At 50.2% G+C, this 17313-nt stretch carries 19 protein-coding genes; 14 read left to right on the forward strand and 5 right to left on the reverse strand.

The genetic code is table 11. From position 1 onward, the window contains the following. Positions 1-94 precede the first annotated feature (94 nt). The 5 genes from lexA (at position 95) to ACED36_RS04280 (ending at position 5377) form a co-directional block, all read left to right on the forward strand. Entirely contained in the window at positions 95-715 is a 621-nt protein-coding gene (gene lexA / locus ACED36_RS04260; protein WP_026023767.1) for a transcriptional repressor LexA, read from the forward strand. Between the two features lie 432 nt (positions 716-1147). Beyond that, complete coding sequence (gene coxB / locus ACED36_RS04265) at positions 1148-2296, forward strand: cytochrome c oxidase subunit II (protein ID WP_017002643.1); 1149 nt, start codon at positions 1148-1150, stop codon at positions 2294-2296. A gap of 12 nt (positions 2297-2308) precedes the next feature. Continuing rightward, positions 2309-3898, forward strand: coding sequence for a cytochrome c oxidase subunit I (gene ctaD, locus ACED36_RS04270; protein ID WP_017007025.1), 1590 nt, complete (start codon positions 2309-2311; stop codon positions 3896-3898). Between the two features lie 11 nt (positions 3899-3909). After that, a complete protein-coding gene (locus ACED36_RS04275) occupies positions 3910-4464 on the forward strand; it encodes a cytochrome c oxidase assembly protein (protein WP_016961860.1) in 555 nt (184 codons plus the stop codon). Between the two features lie 16 nt (positions 4465-4480). Beyond that, positions 4481-5377 carry a cytochrome c oxidase subunit 3 gene (locus ACED36_RS04280; RefSeq protein ID WP_016961861.1) on the forward strand — a complete coding sequence of 299 codons (897 nt, stop codon included), beginning with the start codon at positions 4481-4483 and terminating at the stop codon, positions 5375-5377. A 58-nt stretch (positions 5378-5435) separates the two neighbouring features. On the opposite strand, the gene ACED36_RS04285 is transcribed toward ACED36_RS04280, so the two are convergent. Then, complete coding sequence (locus ACED36_RS04285; protein ID WP_016961862.1) at positions 5436-5642, reverse strand: DUF2909 domain-containing protein; 207 nt, start codon at positions 5640-5642, stop codon at positions 5436-5438. A 43-nt stretch (positions 5643-5685) separates the two neighbouring features. Between ACED36_RS04285 and ACED36_RS04290 the strand changes: the two genes are divergently transcribed. The 6 genes from ACED36_RS04290 to dinF are packed head-to-tail and all read left to right on the forward strand — an operon-like array spanning position 5686 to position 10913. Further along, complete coding sequence (locus ACED36_RS04290) at positions 5686-6408, forward strand: SURF1 family protein (RefSeq protein WP_241819065.1); 723 nt, start codon at positions 5686-5688, stop codon at positions 6406-6408. Further along, positions 6405-6932: a hypothetical protein gene (locus ACED36_RS04295; RefSeq protein WP_016961864.1), complete on the forward strand. Its 528-nt coding sequence runs from the start codon at positions 6405-6407 to the stop codon at positions 6930-6932. The genes ACED36_RS04290 and ACED36_RS04295 overlap by 4 nt, the downstream gene beginning before the upstream one ends. 2 nt (positions 6933-6934) lie before the next feature. Continuing rightward, entirely contained in the window at positions 6935-8059 is a 1125-nt protein-coding gene (locus ACED36_RS04300; protein ID WP_016961865.1) for a heme A synthase, read from the forward strand. Beyond that, positions 8052-8966 (forward strand): heme o synthase, encoded by a 915-nt coding sequence (gene cyoE, locus ACED36_RS04305; protein ID WP_016961866.1) that lies wholly within the window; start codon positions 8052-8054, stop codon positions 8964-8966. The genes ACED36_RS04300 and cyoE overlap by 8 nt, the downstream gene beginning before the upstream one ends. Before the next feature lie 30 nt (positions 8967-8996). Further along, positions 8997-9533 carry a GNAT family N-acetyltransferase gene (locus tag ACED36_RS04310; protein WP_016961867.1) on the forward strand — a complete coding sequence of 179 codons (537 nt, stop codon included), beginning with the start codon at positions 8997-8999 and terminating at the stop codon, positions 9531-9533. A gap of 36 nt (positions 9534-9569) precedes the next feature. Then, positions 9570-10913, forward strand: a complete 1344-nt coding sequence (gene dinF / locus ACED36_RS04315) for an MATE family efflux transporter DinF (protein WP_016961868.1) — start codon at positions 9570-9572, stop codon at positions 10911-10913. A gap of 108 nt (positions 10914-11021) precedes the next feature. On the opposite strand, the gene nfuA is transcribed toward dinF, so the two are convergent. Further along, positions 11022-11606 carry a Fe-S biogenesis protein NfuA gene (nfuA, locus tag ACED36_RS04320; protein WP_016961869.1) on the reverse strand — a complete coding sequence of 195 codons (585 nt, stop codon included), beginning with the start codon at positions 11604-11606 and terminating at the stop codon, positions 11022-11024. A gap of 91 nt (positions 11607-11697) precedes the next feature. Further along, entirely contained in the window at positions 11698-12372 is a 675-nt protein-coding gene (locus ACED36_RS04325; RefSeq protein WP_241823309.1) for a ComF family protein, read from the reverse strand. A 39-nt stretch (positions 12373-12411) separates the two neighbouring features. Here ACED36_RS04325 and bioH point away from each other — a divergent pair, with 39 nt between their 5' ends. From bioH to ACED36_RS04340, 3 genes are all read left to right on the forward strand, one after another. Then, entirely contained in the window at positions 12412-13212 is an 801-nt protein-coding gene (gene bioH / locus ACED36_RS04330) for a pimeloyl-ACP methyl ester esterase BioH (protein WP_050979883.1), read from the forward strand. 80 nt (positions 13213-13292) lie between these two features. Further along, positions 13293-13628, forward strand: coding sequence for a hypothetical protein (locus ACED36_RS04335; protein WP_016961873.1), 336 nt, complete (start codon positions 13293-13295; stop codon positions 13626-13628). A gap of 77 nt (positions 13629-13705) precedes the next feature. Further along, entirely contained in the window at positions 13706-14200 is a 495-nt protein-coding gene (locus ACED36_RS04340; protein ID WP_016961874.1) for a hypothetical protein, read from the forward strand. Between the two features lie 118 nt (positions 14201-14318). Here the strand turns inward: ACED36_RS04340 and ACED36_RS04345 are convergent, their stop codons facing one another. Together ACED36_RS04345 and greB are read right to left on the reverse strand one after the other, a co-directional pair. Then, positions 14319-16682, reverse strand: coding sequence for a Tex family protein (locus tag ACED36_RS04345; RefSeq protein WP_371732857.1), 2364 nt, complete (start codon positions 16680-16682; stop codon positions 14319-14321). Between the two features lie 37 nt (positions 16683-16719). Further along, on the reverse strand, positions 16720-17205 hold the full coding sequence (gene greB, locus ACED36_RS04350; protein WP_016961876.1) for a transcription elongation factor GreB: 486 nt from the start codon (positions 17203-17205) through the stop codon (positions 16720-16722). Positions 17206-17313 lie beyond the last annotated feature (108 nt).

The raw sequence follows: 17313 nt of genomic DNA on the forward strand, positions 1-17313 counted from the left end.
GGTGGGTTGGCTCTGTTGGTGCGAAATGCGCCTTTTCAACTGGTTAAACACTGGATATACTCACAGTTAACTGTATAAAAAGACAGGTCTGATTATGAAGCCGTTAACCGCAAGACAGCAGCAAGTCTTTGATCTTATCAGAGCAAAAATCGACGATACGGGCATGCCACCAACCCGTGCCGAGATCGCGAAGGATTTGGGTTTCCGCTCAGCCAATGCCGCGGAAGAACATTTGAAAGCGCTGGCGCGAAAAGGCGTGCTTGAAATCGTACCTGGCGCGTCGCGTGGCATCCGTATTTTGGTTGAAACGGAATCTGCCAATGATGATGGACTACCTTTGATTGGCCGAGTGGCTGCCGGTGAACCTATTCTGGCGCAAGAGCATGTGGAAATGCATTACAAAGTCGATCCTGGCCTATTTAAACCAAGCGCAGATTTCCTGCTTCGGGTTAATGGCATGAGCATGAAAGACATCGGTATTATGGATGGTGACTTATTGGCCGTTCATAAAACTCAGGATGTTCGCAATGGTCAAGTTGTGGTGGCTCGCGTTGAAGACGATGTCACGGTCAAGCGTCTTGAGCGCAAAGGCACACAAGTTTGGCTTCATGCTGAAAACGAAGAGTTTTCGCCAATCGTGGTGGATTTAACACAGCAGAACTTAACCATCGAAGGCATTGCCGTTGGTGTGATCCGCAATAGCGACTGGATGTAATTTCCCGCGAAACATGCAGATAAATGATAAAAATAGGCAGTTAGAGACGAAAGTGCTCTAACTGCCTTTCTTTTTGTTTTTTTGCGTGCCACAAGCCGATGAAACAAGCCCTCATCAACCTATCTAATTCAGAATACGGTCACTGTATTGCTCTTTGTGTTCACCGATAAAGCCCTTACTAAATAAGGGATTCCTTACCCTCTATTCCACCTCTCTCTCAGATAATAAGCACACAAAGATTACCGATGAAACACATGTCTTTATCTCGTAATTTCGTGGCTGGCATCAAGTTTCAGCGCATAAAACTGCACTTTTTTTGTCCTTTTCTTATTCATTGCCTAGGTTTAATTGTAAATAAAGTGTTAATCGATGTTTCTATTTGCTGCGCTCATTGACTCACTGTAATGCGTAGTGATTTCTAGGAGGGATCCGGTGACGACTCGCCAATTTCTATCCACGCTCGCGCTTTTCCCGTCATTTGCTGCCTTGGCATCAGATGAATCGTCCTCGTTTAACCTGACTAAAGGGGTAACGAATATTAGTGGGCAGGTCTATGACTTGCACATGACGATTCTCTATATCTGTGTCGCCATTGGCGTTGTGGTGTTCGGTGCCATGTTTTGGTCTATCGTGCACCATCGCAAATCGAAAGGCGCCGTGCCGGCAAATTTCCATGAGAGCACCAAGGTTGAAATTCTATGGACCTTAGTGCCTTTTCTTATCTTGATTGGCATGGCGGTTCCTGCCACGCGAGTGCTACTGGCAATGGAAGATCCGTCTGATTCAGACATCACCATTCAGGTCACAGGCTCGCAGTGGAAATGGCACTATCGCTATTTCGATCATGACGTGTCGTTCTTTTCTCTTCTTGCTTCATCACCTGCGCAAATTAATGGTGAGCTGGCGAAGCGAGAGAATTACCTGCTGGAAGTTGATCGCCCCTTGGTGGTACCTATCGGCAAGAAGGTACGTTTTCTTATCACCTCTGAAGATGTTATCCACTCTTGGTGGGTGCCGGCTTTTGCGGTGAAGAAAGACGCCAACCCCGGCTTTATCAACGAAGCTTGGACTAAAATTGATAAGCCTGGCATTTATCGTGGCCAATGTGCCGAGTTGTGTGGCAAGGACCATGGCTTTATGCCCATCGTGGTCATTGCGAAGCCCGTCGATGAATTCAACGTTTGGGTTCAGGAAACCGCTGCTGCACAAGCGAAGGTTCGCGAGGAAGAACAAAAACTGTTGTCGATGAACATGGACATGGAAGAACTAATGACGGTCGGCGAGGATATATACAACTCTCGCTGCGCGGCTTGTCACATGGCCAATGGCCTTGGTATTCCTGGTGTGTTCCCTGCATTGGCACAGTCTGAGGTTGCCACCAAGTCGGAAAGGCTTGTTGATCACTTGAATGTTGTTATCCACGGTAAGTCGGGGACAGCAATGCAAGCATTTGGCGCGCAATTGGGGTTGAAAGAATTGGCTGCGGTGATTACCTACGAGCGAAATGCATGGGGTAATGACACGGGGGATGCGATTCAAGCCTCCCAGATTAATGCAGTGCTTAACGGCGATGATCTTTAAGGAGAAACGGTAATGACGGATATGACGCCCGATCACGTCGGTCATGACGACGACCATGATCATAAACCTAGCGGGATGATGCGTTGGTTGCTGACGACCAATCACAAAGATATCGGCTCCATGTATCTGATATTCAGCTTTACCATGTTCCTGCTGGGCGGTGCGATGGCGTTGGTGATCCGAGCTGAGCTATTCCAGCCTGGATTGCAGTTGGTAGAGCCGAACTTTTTTAACCAGATGACCACAATGCATGGTTTGATCATGGTGTTTGGCGCTGTTATGCCAGCCTTTACAGGGCTTGCTAACTGGATGGTACCACTGATGATTGGCGCGCCAGATATGGCGTTACCGCGCATGAATAACTGGAGTTTCTGGATCCTGCCTTTTGCGTTTCTGATGCTGATCATGTCTTTGTTCATGGAAGGTGGCGGCCCTAACTTTGGTTGGACCTTCTACGCACCACTTTCTACCACTTACGCGCCTGACAGTACGGCACTGTTCGTGTTTGCCATTCATATCATGGGTATCAGCTCCATCATGGGGGCGATTAACGTTATCGTTACCATTATGAACCTGCGTGCACCGGGCATGACATACATGAAAATGCCCTTGTTCGTTTGGACGTGGTTCATTACTGCGTTCTTGTTGATTGCCGTCATGCCCGTGTTGGCGGGGGCGGTCACCATGGTGCTCACTGACAAATACTTTGCAACCTCCTTCTTTGATGCTGCCGGTGGCGGTGATCCTGTGATGTTCCAGCATATTTTCTGGTTCTTCGGTCACCCAGAGGTATACATCATGATTTTGCCGAGCTTCGGTATTATTTCGGCCATTGTCCCTGCATTTTCTCGCAAGAAGCTCTTTGGTTATGCCTCGATGGTGTACGCCACCGCTTCGATTGCGGGTCTCAGCTTTGTTGTATGGGCGCACCACATGTTTACCACGGGTATGCCGGTGTTTGCGGAGCTGTTCTTCATGTACTGCACCATGCTGATCTCGGTGCCGACTGGGGTGAAAGTCTTTAACTGGGTTGCCACCATGTGGCGAGGCTCGTTGACCTTTGAAACGCCGATGCTGTTTGCGCTAGCCTTTATTGTGCTGTTTACGATTGGGGGCTTCTCAGGACTAATGCTGGCGATTACGCCTGCGGACTTCCAATACCACGATACCTACTTTGTGGTGGCGCACTTCCATTATGTACTGGTGACAGGGGCCATCTTCTCCATCATGGCGGCGGCGTATTACTGGCTGCCAAAATGGACGGGGCACATGTACAACAACACACTGGCGTCGTGGCATTTCTGGTGCTCGCTGATTTCAGTCAACATCCTGTTCTTCCCAATGCACTTCTTGGGTCTCGCGGGTATGCCTCGTCGTATTCCTGATTACGCGCTGCAGTTTGCTGATATCAATGCGATTGTGAGTGTGGGTGCGTTCTTATTTGGTTTCTCTCAGCTGATTTTCTTGGTGTTGGTCGTGAAATGTATTCGTGGCGGCGAGCCTGCGCCTGCGAAGCCTTGGGAAGGTGCGGAAGGGCTAGAGTGGGAAATTCCATCTCCAGCGCCTTATCACACCTTCACCACGCCACCGAAAATTGATTAAAGGATCGAGTCATGGGTGAACAAGAACACGACGGTGCACAACGTAAGTCAGATCGTTCAGCGTTAAAGCTGGCGGGCATGGCTGTGCTGATGTTCGGGTTTGCGTTTGCCCTTGTTCCTTTGTACGACGTGTTTTGTGACATCACGGGCATCAATGGCAAAACCTCTGATGTGGCGGCGCAAGAAAGCCAAGAGGTGGACTTGTCTCGTACCGTGACCGTCGAGTTTGTTGCTTATATTAATCCCGGTCTTGGCTGGGATTTTACGCCTGAGATGAAAGAGATAACAGTTCACCCGGGTGAGACACACACGATCGCTTATCGTGCAACAAACAACACGACAATGGATTCGGTTGGGCAAGCTGTTCCGTCGGTATCGCCGGGGTTAGCTGCTCAGTATTTGAATAAAATTGAATGTTTTTGCTTTAACCGTCAGCCATTGGAAGCGGGGAAAGATGCAGAGTTGCCATTGGTTTTCTACGTAGACCCAGCAATTCCGGACGACATCAACACCCTGACGTTGGCTTACACCTTGTTTAGCGCAAAAACTGAGCCTGTGACTCAATAACCTCAGTGAGGTCATCATGACAACAACGCACACAAAGTCCGACGCACAGCAGGACTACCAAAATTACTACGTACCTGCACAGAGCAAATGGCCAATTATTGGCGCGGTTGCGTTGTTTCTGATCGCGACAGGTTCGGGTTCAATGGTCGCAGGATTGTTTGGCGGCAATGGCCCTTGGATGCTGCTTGCGGGCGTCGGTGTGCTGTTTTTTATGCTGACAGGCTGGTTTCGTGACGTGATCCATGAATCGATGGGGGGATTGTATTCCCCTCAGATGGATCGGTCGTTTCGTCAGGGCATGAGCTGGTTTATTTTCTCAGAAGTCATGTTTTTCGCCGCCTTCTTTGGTGCGCTATTTTACGTTCGATTTATTGCTGTGCCTTGGCTTGGTGGCGCAAGTAACAACGCAATGACCGCCGAAGTGCTTTGGCCGGATTTCATTCCTGGCTGGCCGCTCGAAAAAACACCGGGTGGTACAGAAACCACCGCCATGGGCGCGTGGGGTTTGCCGCTGATCAACACGGTTATCCTGTTGACGTCTTCAGTGACGCTTCATCTCGCCCATGTGGCGATGGAAGAAGGTAATCGCAAGCGCATCATACAAATGTTGGGCGTGACCGTATTGCTCGGTTGGATCTTCTTGTTCTTTCAGGGCGAAGAATATATTCACGCGTATGAGGAATTGAATCTGCGTCTGGAATCGGGGGTATACGGGAATACCTTCTTCTTGTTGACCGGTTTTCATGGCATGCACGTGTTTTTGGGTTCAGTCATCCTGTTTATTGTCTGGCTGCGTGTATTGAAAGGACATATGTCGCCTGACCATCATTTCGCGTTTCAAGCGGGGGCTTGGTACTGGCACTTTGTTGATGTGGTTTGGCTGTGTCTGTTTGTGTTTGTTTATATCTTATAGATATCTAAGGGGTTGGCGTGCCAACCCCTTTCTCGTCATTGCTAACTTAAATAGGGCATTAGTAAGGGCGAGGGTTAGGTTCAATGAGACCGGTTGCGAGTGCAATCAGCAAGAGGACAAACACAATCACAGAGAAGAACACACGTTTGCCGAGATAGCGTGACATGCGGACATCAGTACGTCCCTTGATCATGATGGGGAGTGCTCGGAACAAGTTGAATATAATAAAGATTAACAGGCAGACGAGGATCGCTTTGAGCAACATATTGCCTCCATCTGGCCAAAAAGGTGACCAACAAGGTGAGTGGGTGTCTACATCTAACGTACGTCGCATGCGACGCTGGGGTTTCCTTGCTTTTACTTTGACCATGGTTGTGCTGCTGGTCAAGCTGGGGATGTGGCAAATGTCCCGTGCGGCAGAAAAAGAGACGTTATTGAGTCAACTGTCAGAGCGTCAACAGCAACGGGTTACTCAAGTGTCATCCATTCCCTCAGACGCCAAAGGATTTGCCGTCGCACTCAATGGCACATTCGATGTGAATCGCAGTGTATTGCTTGATAACCAAACCCATCAAGGGCAAGTGGGATATCGCTGGATGATGCCGTTTTATACCGACAACAATTGGCTGTTGGTTGAGCTTGGGTGGATTCCCGCTCCACCAAGGCGTGAAGACCTTCCTGAATTACCAGAGGTAACAGGGCAGCATCAGGTCAAAGGCATTGTTGATTTACCGTCAAAGCGCATGGTGCTAGGCAATGAAACAGCCGCCGTGAGTTGGCCATTGCGGGTTCAATCCGTAGACATGGCGATGATAGCCGAGGCGAGTGGATACACGGTATTGCCTTGGGTGATAAGAAGCGAGTCAATCATGGACGAAGCAGGTGAGACGATGAATTGGAACACTCTGCCTGTATGGGAGCCTGTTGTTATGAAGCCTGAGAAGCACTATGGCTATGCGATGCAATGGTTTGGTTTGGCATTCGTGGTGGCGATTGGTTTTGTGGTTTGGTGGAGGAAGGGACGCTTATGAATGGAAAGAAAGCGCTGATCATGGTGGTGTTTATATTCGCATTGCCAGTATTGACCGCCAAGCTGGTGTTGGAAATGGGGTGGTTCAACAAGGGCGTCACCAATAACGGTGAGTTGCTAACACAGGAAGTACGTGCAGATTGGCTTGGGCACGACGGGCAATGGCGCCTTGTTTATTCCTTGCCGCAAACGTGCTCTGAGCAATGTGAAAGTGCGTTGTTTCAGTTAAAGCAAATTCCGGTGGCGGTGGGGCCTGAACGTAAACGCGTGGCAAGTATTTTATTGGTCTCTGACGCGACAGCCGCGCAAGCGACTGAGAATGTCACCGAGCAGACCATTGACACTCAACAATATCAAACCATGTCATCACTGCCTTTTGCGGGTGAGGCGATTTACCTTGTCGATCCGCTGAACAATTTGATCATGGCTTACCCCATTCCCCAAGGAAAATCGGCTCAAATTACCCAAAGTAAAGGACTGCTGTCCGATCTGCGCAAACTGATGCGACTGTCGAAGGTGGGGTGAGGATGGAAACAGAAAAACGCTATCTTGGACTGATTTATGGCGCACTGCTCTTGGCTGTGGTGGTGGTCGGGTTGGGCGCGTTTACACGCTTAACCGAAGCGGGATTAGGCTGTCCTGATTGGCCAGGATGTTATGGTTTTCTCACTGTCCCCGTATCCCCTGAAAAAGTAGAACAGGCCACACAAGCATTCCCAAATGCGCCTGTTGAGGTGCACAAAGCGTGGAATGAAATGATCCACCGCTACGTGGCGGGAACGTTGGGATTGGTGATTGCGGCAATCGCTTTATTCGCATGGCGCGGAAAAAGAAATGGACGAGGTCGTGTGTTGCCGACTGCGCTGCTCGGGGTAGTGATATTTCAGGCCGCGCTGGGTATGTGGACAGTGACCATGAACCTGATGCCCATTGTTGTTATGGCGCATTTGCTGGGTGGTTTCACCACCGTGACATTGCTGTTCTTGCTGGCTGTGCTGGAAAGGCGGCGCGTGAATAACTTGGCGAGGGAGCCGGTGACGATCTCGCCAGAGTCATCGAATAACGCCAACATAGCAACGATGGATAGCGTTGACCTTGAACCAGGCAAGCCAAGCCTGTCTGGCAAATTAAAGATGTTGACCGTGACGGCTTTGGTGGCCGTTATTATGCAGATTGCACTCGGTGGCTGGACGTCTGCCAATTATGCTGCGGTGGTGTGCACGCAACTCCCTATCTGTGAGGTGGATTGGGTGAGCGGCTATGACAGCGCAGCATTTGATCCCATTAGTCCGACTAGCGAAACCTATCAATATGGCGTGCTCGGGTTTGAGCAGCGCGTAACCATTCATGCTACTCACCGAATTGGCGCCATAGTGGTCACACTGCTGGTGTTATTGCTAGCGATGGGTATACGCCGTCCATTGGGTAATACCTCGGCACTCTTGCTGGTCGGGGTTTTATTGCTACAAATTTCACTCGGCATCACCAATATTGTCGCCTTGCTGCCATTGTCTGTGGCGGTGGCGCACAATCTGTGTGGTTTGCTCTTATTGTTGGTAATGGTGCGAACGACCGTGTTGGTCTTTTTTGCACAGCCCTCATCGGTGTCACAGACTTCGTTGGGGAAATCGGGGAGGTTGAGTCATGGCTAAAGTCTCGGTGCAATCGCTGGGCAACAGCGCGTCAATGGAATCTGCGCTGTGGCGCGATTATCTTGAATTAACCAAGCCTAAGGTGGTGGCTATGCTGCTGCTTACGGCCATGGTGGGCATGTGTTTAGCCGTTCCAGGATTGCCACCTGCGAAGGCGGTAATTTTAGGATTGTTGGGTATCGGTATGCAATCCGCTGCTGCAGCGGTGTTTAATCATGTGATTGACCAGCGTATAGACCGACAAATGCAGCGCACCATTCATCGACCTGTCGCTAAAGGGCGTGTGGGTACGATGCAGGCGTTGGCATTTGGTGGTGCACTCATGGTCGCCGGTTTTGCCTCATTGTGGGTGCTGAATTCTCTGGTGGCCTGGTTGACCTTCGCCAGTTTAATTGGCTATGCCTTGGTTTATACCGTGTGGCTTAAACATGCCACGCCGCAAAATATTGTGATAGGTGGTTTGGCGGGCGCCATGCCGCCGCTGCTCGGGTGGGTTGCCGTCACCGGAACCTTAGATCCACATGCACTGTTGCTGGTGATGTTGGTGTTTACATGGACGCCACCGCACTTCTGGGCATTGGCAATCCATCGTCAGAAAGATTACGCCAAAGCGGGCGTGCCTATGCTGCCCGTAACCCATGGTGTTGAATACACCAAGACCATGATTTTGCTCTATACCTTGCTGCTGGTGGTTGTGGGCTTCTTGCCTTGGTTGTCAGGGATGAGTGGAGATATCTACTTAGTCGGTAGTCTGGCGCTCAACCTCGGATTTGTGTGGTACGCATGGCGACTCAAGTTTGCTGATCAGAAAGGGTTAGCGTGGCAAACCTTCAAGTTCTCAATCTGGCACATCTTTGGTTTATTTGTCGCGCTGTTAGCTGACCATGCTTGGTATGCGCTAGCATAGTGCTCTTGGTTTCGACATGAGCACGCACGGATGTCCCTCTCTCAGATTTACTTCTCTACGCCGCGACTTACTGTCGCGGCGCTCACGCCTCAATCTGCTGCGATTGAGACGCTAGTTGGCGAACTTACGCTTATTTTAACCCCTTCAGTAAAGCAACACCTTCCGCCTGATATTCAATCTGTTAATGATGAAAAAAGTGCCCGAAAGTGGCTGTTGAATGTCATGGGCGAAAGTACGTTTGTGACGATTTTAGCGTCTGACTCGGGGGCGCTGATTGGCTTTTTTCTGCTGTACGAAGAAAAAGAGGCCAATGGAAAAAGCGTGATTCGGCTGGGGTATGCTGTTGGTGAGCACGCGCAAGGCCTAGGCTATGCCAGTGAAATGATCGCGGGGCTGGTGGCATGGTGTCGCGGTAGTGGATTTATCGCTTCGCTATCCGGCGGTGCAGAAGCGAATAATTTGGCGTCAATTCGTGTACTAGAGAAAAATGGTTTTGTGCAGGAAAGCAATGCAGAGCACAGCGAGGGTGAACAACGCACCGTCTTTTTGTCGCGGACTTTCTGCTAGTATTCGTTCATTCATTTTTAGCTGATTAGCAGGCCTATGTTCTCGGCGCTTAAACAAAAATCGCTGCACGTTCGTGTACTTTCGCTGGCATTTCCCATGGTGTTATCCAACATCACGGTACCTTTATTGGGGTTGGTGGATGCGGCGGTGATTGGCCATCTTGATCACGCTTGGTATCTCGGCGGTGTGGCGATTGGCAGCACCATGATTGCCGTGACGTTCTGGCTGTTGGGCTTTTTGCGTATGGCGACCACGGGGCTAACAGCGCAGGCTTGGGGCGCTGACGACAAAACCGGGCTGGCTAACGTGTTTTTGCAAGGCATCACATTGGCGTGGGTGCTGGCTTTGATTATTCTGGCTCTGCATCCTTTCATCTCCAATGCTGTATTTTCTTTTAGTGATGCCAGCGCCGAGGTAAAGCTTTATGCCGATGAGTACTTTTCGGTGCGCATTTGGAGTGCACCCGCAGCGCTGACCAATTTGGTGATCATGGGTTGGCTACTTGGCGCACAAAACGCGAAAAAACCCATGATGCTGATTATTTTGGTCAATCTGGTCAACATCGTGCTCGATTTGCTGTTCGTGGTGGGTTTTGGCTGGAAAGTCGAAGGCGCAGCGGCGGCGAGTGTTATCGCCGACTATTCTGGCATGTTTTTGGGGCTGTATTTCGTTGCTCAAGTGTGGGCGAAATCGTCACTGCCGTCTCCGATAACGCAATGGAAAAAAGCCTCCGCTGGCATGAGCCGACTGGCGAAACTTAATCGCGATATCTTCCTGCGCAGTCTTTGCCTGCAAATGGCATTTACCTTCATGACATTTCAGGGCGCGACACTGGGCGATGATGTCGTCGCTGCGAACGCGGTGTTGATGAATTTTCTGATGTTGGTGTCATTCGCCATGGATGGGTTTGCTTATGCCATGGAGGCGATGGTGGGCAAAGCGATTGGGGCAAGAAACCGGCAAGAGTTATTGGGGACCCTCACCGCAACCACCTTCTGGAGTTTGATTATTTCTTTGATGATCACCTTGGCATTTTTGCTTGGTGGACAATCTATTGTGGGCGTGATTTCGGACATTCCTGCTGTGCGTGAACAAGCGTATCTTTATTTGCCGTGGCTGATTGCTATGCCGTTGGTGTCTATGTGGTGCTTTTTGCTGGATGGCGTATTTATCGGTGCGACACGTGGGCGTGAAATGCGTAATACCATGTTCTTTGCCATGGCAGGCTTCTTTGCAATTTGGTGGTTACTGAGTGCGAACGGTAATCATGCCCTGTGGGCCGCGATGTTGGGATTCATGGCGTTGCGAGGAGTCACCTTGGGGATATTGTTTGCGTATCAATGGCGACGCGGGCAGTTTCTTTTATCAGCGCACTCATGAATTTTTAGTGAGTTCATGAGCGATTGGAGCGCAGGTGTTTTCTTCTGCGGATAAAACAAAAAAGGCTCCGAGGAGCCTTTTAAAATGCATGGTGCAGTCAGGTGACGCTTAGTAGTAAGAGTGCTCACCTGCGGCGTGTTCTGTCACATCGCGTACCGCTGTCAACTCGCCACTAAATTCTTCTAACAGCTGTTTTTCAATGCCATCTTTTAACGTGACATCGACCATTGAGCAACCGTTACAGCCACCGCCAAATTGAATCACGGCAACACCATCGTCTGTCAGTTCAATCAGGTTGATGTGACCACCGTGACCTGCAAGCTGAGGGTTGACCTGCGTTTGGATAACGTATTCCACGCGCTCTAGAAGCGTTGCGTCGTCAGACACTTTACGCATTTTTGCGTTTGGCGCTTTCAGGGTTAGCTGAGAGCCCATCTTGTCAGTGACGAAGTCAATTTCTGCATCTTCAAGAAACGGAAGGCTCAACTCATCCACATAGGCCATAAAGCCATTGAATTCGTATTTGGTGTCTGAGGCTTCAATGGCATCTTGTGGGCAGTATGACACGCCACATTCCGCGCTTTGTGTGCCTGGATTGACCACGAATACGCGAATGCTAGTGCCTTCTGGTTGCTGCTCTAACAGTTTACCGAAATGGGTTTGTGCATTTTCTGAAATATTAATTTGCGACACGGCTTCTTACCTGACTATTCCGATATATTAATAACAGTTTACTCTTGTTTTTGTTCGCTATCACCCCCGAAGCTATATGGTTACTTTTTTATCACTTTGGTGGGGTGCGGCAAAGACAATAGATGTCGATGTGTTTGACTCCTCGCGTGCGCAGCAGTCGACAGATTTCTGCGATGGTGGTGCCTGTTGTGACCACATCATCGACCAATGCGACACGCTCGGGGAGCGATCCCGTCATCGTAAAAGCTTCACGAAGATTGGAGAGACGAAATTGTCTGCTTAAACCTTGCTGCTGGCGAGTGGCACGGTTACGTTTTAAGACCTTGGACTCACATTGAACGCCAAGTTGCTTTGCCAATTCATTGGCGAGCACGGTGCTGTGATTAAACCCGCGCGCAATTCGACGTCGCCAATGCATAGGAACGGGCAAGATCACGGGGACAGGGTCATCAATTTCTTGTGCCAGCAATGTCGCTAACGCTGGGGCAAGCCAATACTGGCCTTGATATTTAAAACGGTGCAGCAATTTGTCGTAGGGAAAGGTATAGCCTCCGACGCAAATTAGTCGATCCCATGCGGGAGGCGTGTTCAGACAGCGTCCGCAGCTTTCGGTGACATAGGGCGCAGGGAGGCCGCAATGCAGGCAACGTGGTACACGAGGGAAGCTCTCGTGACAGGATTCGCACCATGGATAGCGTCTGTTTTCGAGTGTGTGATGGCAAAGCTGACAGCGAAGTGGCAGGGCGCGTAAGATAGTGCGAAACATAAATGTGTTGATGGCTCGAAACGAATTTAGGCAGTATAAATGACGACATCTCTTTACTGGCACACGGAAGGCCAGGGTTCCGATCTGATTCTCATTCACGGATGGGGAATGAACAGTGCGGTATGGCAAAACATTCTCCCCGCTCTCACTCCGCACTATCGCGTGCATTGTGTCGACCTTCCCGGTTATGGCTTCAGCCAGCCATCGGATGCTTTCTCTCTTGAAGAGATGGCACACTGCTTGCTTAATAATTCACCGCAGGAATCGATTTGGGCAGGTTGGTCTTTAGGGGGAATGGTTGCCACGCAAGCGGCGTTGATTGCCCCAGAACGAGTGAAAGGCTTAGTGACTATTGCCAGCTCACCGAGATTCTCTGCTGAACATGGATGGCGAGGGATTAAACCCGAGGTATTGCAAGCGTTTACCAAGCAATTGGCGGGAGATTTTAAGACAACCGTCGAGCGCTTTTTAGCGTTACAGGCAATGGGCAGTCCAACAGCAAGGCAAGATATTAAGTGGTTGAAGCAATCGGTGTTATCGCACCCTTGGCCACAGCCTGAGGCACTTGAAGCCGGACTTGGTATTCTTGCAAATGCTGATTTGAGACCGCACTTGCATGATATTTCAATGCCTTGGTTAAGGATGTACGGTCGGCTGGATGGCCTTGTGCCCGTTAAAGTGGCGCAAGAGCTTGATGTACTGGCTCCGCAGTCGCAGCGGCAAATTTTTGCCAATGCGTCGCATGCACCGTTTATCTCCGATCCTGCGCATTTTACGCAAGAGCTTCAGGCGTTTTGCGGACAATGTTTGCCGTCCTGTCAGAACAAAGTGACCAAATAAAGTGAAATACGACTAAATTTTAAACGTTAGTTGCCGATACTTTATACGTGTCACTTGCTATGGCATCAGGAGAGACCATAATGAATATAGGTAACGTTGGGCATTCTCAGTACACTTACGCTAAACCCTCACCGGTAAATCAAGAGGCGAAGGCAGCGCAAGTCGATGAAAAAGGGGATGCAAAACAGTCTTATGCGCAAGTCGCCAAAGGTGTAACGGACGTTAAGACTGTCAACCAGGCAACGGAAACCGAAGGCAAAGCACCCGCTTCGTCGGATGTTGAAGCTTTCACTTACGGGGCATTGGGTATGGACCACCCTGACGAAGTGAAAGTTAACGATGATGGGGCGTATACCGCCGGACAGGTTCTATCTGCCATCGGCACAATAGGTGGCATATTAGCCATCTTGGTATAGTTTCGCTGTAGAGATATAGCTTGCGCATTTCGCGGGGAAATTCCCGCGGTTTGCCCTAAGGCGGTTGCCTTCGGTCGATGTTGGGAGACAACATTGACATGAACATTTCGCCCGCTAACGTCAGCATCCCCGCTGTCGTACCGTCAGTCAACCCGCCAACTGAGCAAGTTGCGCGGGACAATCGCGTGCGCGAAAAAATTGTCCCTCCTCGTCAACCCACGGCCAATGCTGAAGAACGAACTGTAAGCCAAGAAGAGAAGCAACTTCGCAAGCCTTCATGGGATCCTTCAGAGCACCCCACCTATACAGATTTGGCTCAAAACACCCGCCAATTTGATGGTGCGCAATTTGCGGCACACGAAACCCTGAGCCAGCTTTCTTCGATGTTGTCGAGCGGCAGTTATGTGCCACAGGGTGAAAACGGTTATGCAATGCGACTCAAGTTGCCAAAAGAAGTCATGGATAAGATTGACGCGCTGAAAGACTCTCAGCGCACAGGCGCTGTGGTCGCCATGCGCTATCAGCAATCATCCGTCGCTAACCTTCCTTCGGAAGTGCTGATTGTGATTTAAACGAAAAGGCACACGGACGAGGTACTCTTCTGCATTGATATATACAAAAACAGCGCCGAGGCGCTGTTTTTAGTTTGATGAGATAAAAAGAGAATCGCGAAAAAATACCGCAATAAGCTTAGTTGCGTTTCGCGTTGGCAAAGGCATCAGCAAATGCGCCACCGACCGCCCCTTGGTTGCCACCGCGATTATCGCGTTTGCTACCTTGATTGCTGTCTTGGTTGCCGCTGAAACTGCGTTTTTGATTGTCGGCAGGACGTGAGTCACGGTTGCCTTTATCACGACCCGCAGGTTTGTTGTCTGCCCCCGGCTCATCGTTTAAGCGCATAGAAAGCGCAATACGTTTACGCTGCAAATCGACGTCCATGACTTTCACTTTCACCACATCACCCGCTTTTACGACTTCACGTGGATCAGAGATGAACTTGTCGGATAGCGCGGAGATATGCACCAAGCCGTCTTGGTGAACACCAATATCGACAAACGCGCCAAAGGCGGTCACGTTAGTGATGGAGCCTTCCAATATCATGCCTGGCTCGAGATCTTTCACTTCGTTTATGCCAGCAGCAAAGGTCGCAGTTTTAAACTCAGGGCGCGGGTCTCGGCCCGGCTTTGCCAGCTCCGACAGAATGTCAGTGACCGTTGGTAGGCCAAAGGTGTTATCGGCATAATTTGCTGCGTTGAGTGAGCGCAAGAAATCGTGGTTACCAATCATGGCGTCGATTGCTTTGCCTGTGTTATCCGCAATGCGTTTCACCACAGGATAGGCTTCAGGGTGAACGGAAGAGCTATCGAGCGGGTTTTTGCCGTTCATGACGCGTAAAAAGCCTGCGCACTGCTCATAGGCTTTTGGACCTAGACGTGGGACTTTCAATAAGGTTTTACGGTCGGCAAAGCGGCCGTTGTCATCACGAAATGCCACGATGTTGGCGGCCATGGTGGTCGAAAGCCCAGCCACGCGGGTCAGCAGTGCGGCAGAGGCACTGTTAACGTCAACACCCACGGCGTTGACGCAGTCTTCAACCACGGCGTCCAAGCGCTTCGCCAGTTGGCTTTGACTGACATCGTGTTGGTATTGGCCCACACCGATAGATTTCGGGTCGATTTTCACCAACTCTGCCAATGGGTCTTGCAGGCGACGAGCGATAGAAACCGCACCACGCAGCGACACATCCAGCCCTGGGAATTCAGCAGCAGCAAGCTCTGACGCTGAATACACAGATGCGCCTGCTTCACTGACCATCACGGTTTGGATTTTCTCGCCCGCATCGTTAAGCATGCCAGCCACAAACGCATCGGTCTCACGAGAAGCCGTGCCGTTGCCAATCGCAATCAAATCGACATTGTGTTTTTTCACCAGCGCCATCACCACGCGTGCCGACTCGGCAATTTTGTTGTGCGGTGCGGTTGGGTAAATGGTGGCGGTATCTAATAGCTTACCTGTGTTATCCACCACGGCAACTTTGCAGCCTGTGCGCAGGCCAGGGTCGATACCCAAGGTGCTACGTGGGCCCGCAGGTGCTGCCATTAACAGATCTTTGAGGTTGTCGGCAAATACCTTGATGGCGTCGGTTTCAGCCATTTCACGCAGGTTGCCCATCAATTCTGTTTCCATGTGCATCAGAATTTTGATGCGCCATGCAAAGCTGACTACTTGCTTACGCCAGCGGTCGGCAGGCGCTGAATCAATGGTCACCTTGAAATGATCACAGATGATGTTCTCGCAATATGAGCCCGTGGACTTATCATCCTGTCCAGGGTCTGCATTCAGTGACAGTTGAAGGATGCCTTCATTTCGGCCTCGGAACATCGCCAGTGCGCGGTGTGATGGCACTTTGGTTAGACGTTCATCGTGCTCGAAATAGTCTTTGAACTTGGCACCTTCGTTTTCTTTTCCTGCGATAACACGTGATTGAAGCTCAGCATGTTGGGTCAATTGGCGACGGATTTTCTCAAGCAACGCGGCGTCTTCAGCAAATTGCTCCATCAAGATAGCGCGCGCACCATCCAGTACGGCTTTGGTATCAGCAAACCCTTTGTCGGCATCAATGTAGCTTGCGGCTTCCGTTTCTGGGTCGGAGTGAGGGTGTTGCCAAAGTTGTTGCGCCAAAGGCTCAATGCCCGCTTCAATCGCAATTTGTCCCTTGGTACGACGCTTTTGTTTGTAAGGAAGATAAAGGTCTTCAAGGCGGTTTTTGGTGTCAGCACCGAGGATGTCTCTTTTCAGTCCATCACTGAGTTTGCCTTGCTCTTCAATCGATTTAAGAATGACCTGACGGCGGTCTTCCAACTCGCGCAGATAGCCAAGGCGTGATTCGAGATTACGCAGTTGGGTGTCATCTAGGCCGTTGGTCACTTCTTTACGGTAACGGGAAATAAACGGGACGGTGTTGCCATCATCGAGCAGCGTAACCGCAGCAATAACTTGAGCGTCACGTACATTTAGCTCACTGGCAATCTGTTGATAAATTGAAGTGGTCATGGTGTTCCTTTGAAAATCACCGCCGCGAAAGGCGGTATTAGAGATCGTTTTGCTGATAGGTGATGGTGTTGACGTACCAGACCTTCGGGCCTTCAGGGGTCGTCACAACGGCTTCGTCATCGACTTCTTTTTTTATCAATGCGCGTGCCATCGGGCTATCAATCGAGATGTAGTCTTTGCGGCCGTAGATTTCATCCGGACCGACAATGCGGAATTTGAGGGTGTCGCCATCGTCATTTTCAATGTCGACCCATGCGCCAAAGAACACTTTACCGTCCTGTTGTGGGTTATAATCCACCACGCGAATAATGTCTAAGCGCTTGCGCAGGTAACGCACACGGCGGTCGATTTCACGCAATATACGCTTGTTGTAAGTGTAGTCAGCGTTCTCCGATCTATCGCCGAGGCTCGCGGCCCAGGATACGATCTTGGTGATTTCCGGGCGACGTTCTTTCCACAGGAAATCGAGTTCTTCTTTGAGTTTCTTGTAGCCTTCTCGGGTGACCAAATCGGTTTTTTTCATTGCTATATCCGAGCATGTGATTCGTTTTTCGAGAAGAGTTATAACCGCTTTGACGTCATGATAAAAGCCAACAAGCCTTGCAACGTTAAGCTATCCCTCGAAATGGTT

It is taken from the genome of Enterovibrio sp. FF113, from assembly GCF_041439165.1.
GTDB classification, from domain to species: domain Bacteria; phylum Pseudomonadota; class Gammaproteobacteria; order Enterobacterales; family Vibrionaceae; genus Enterovibrio; species Enterovibrio norvegicus_A.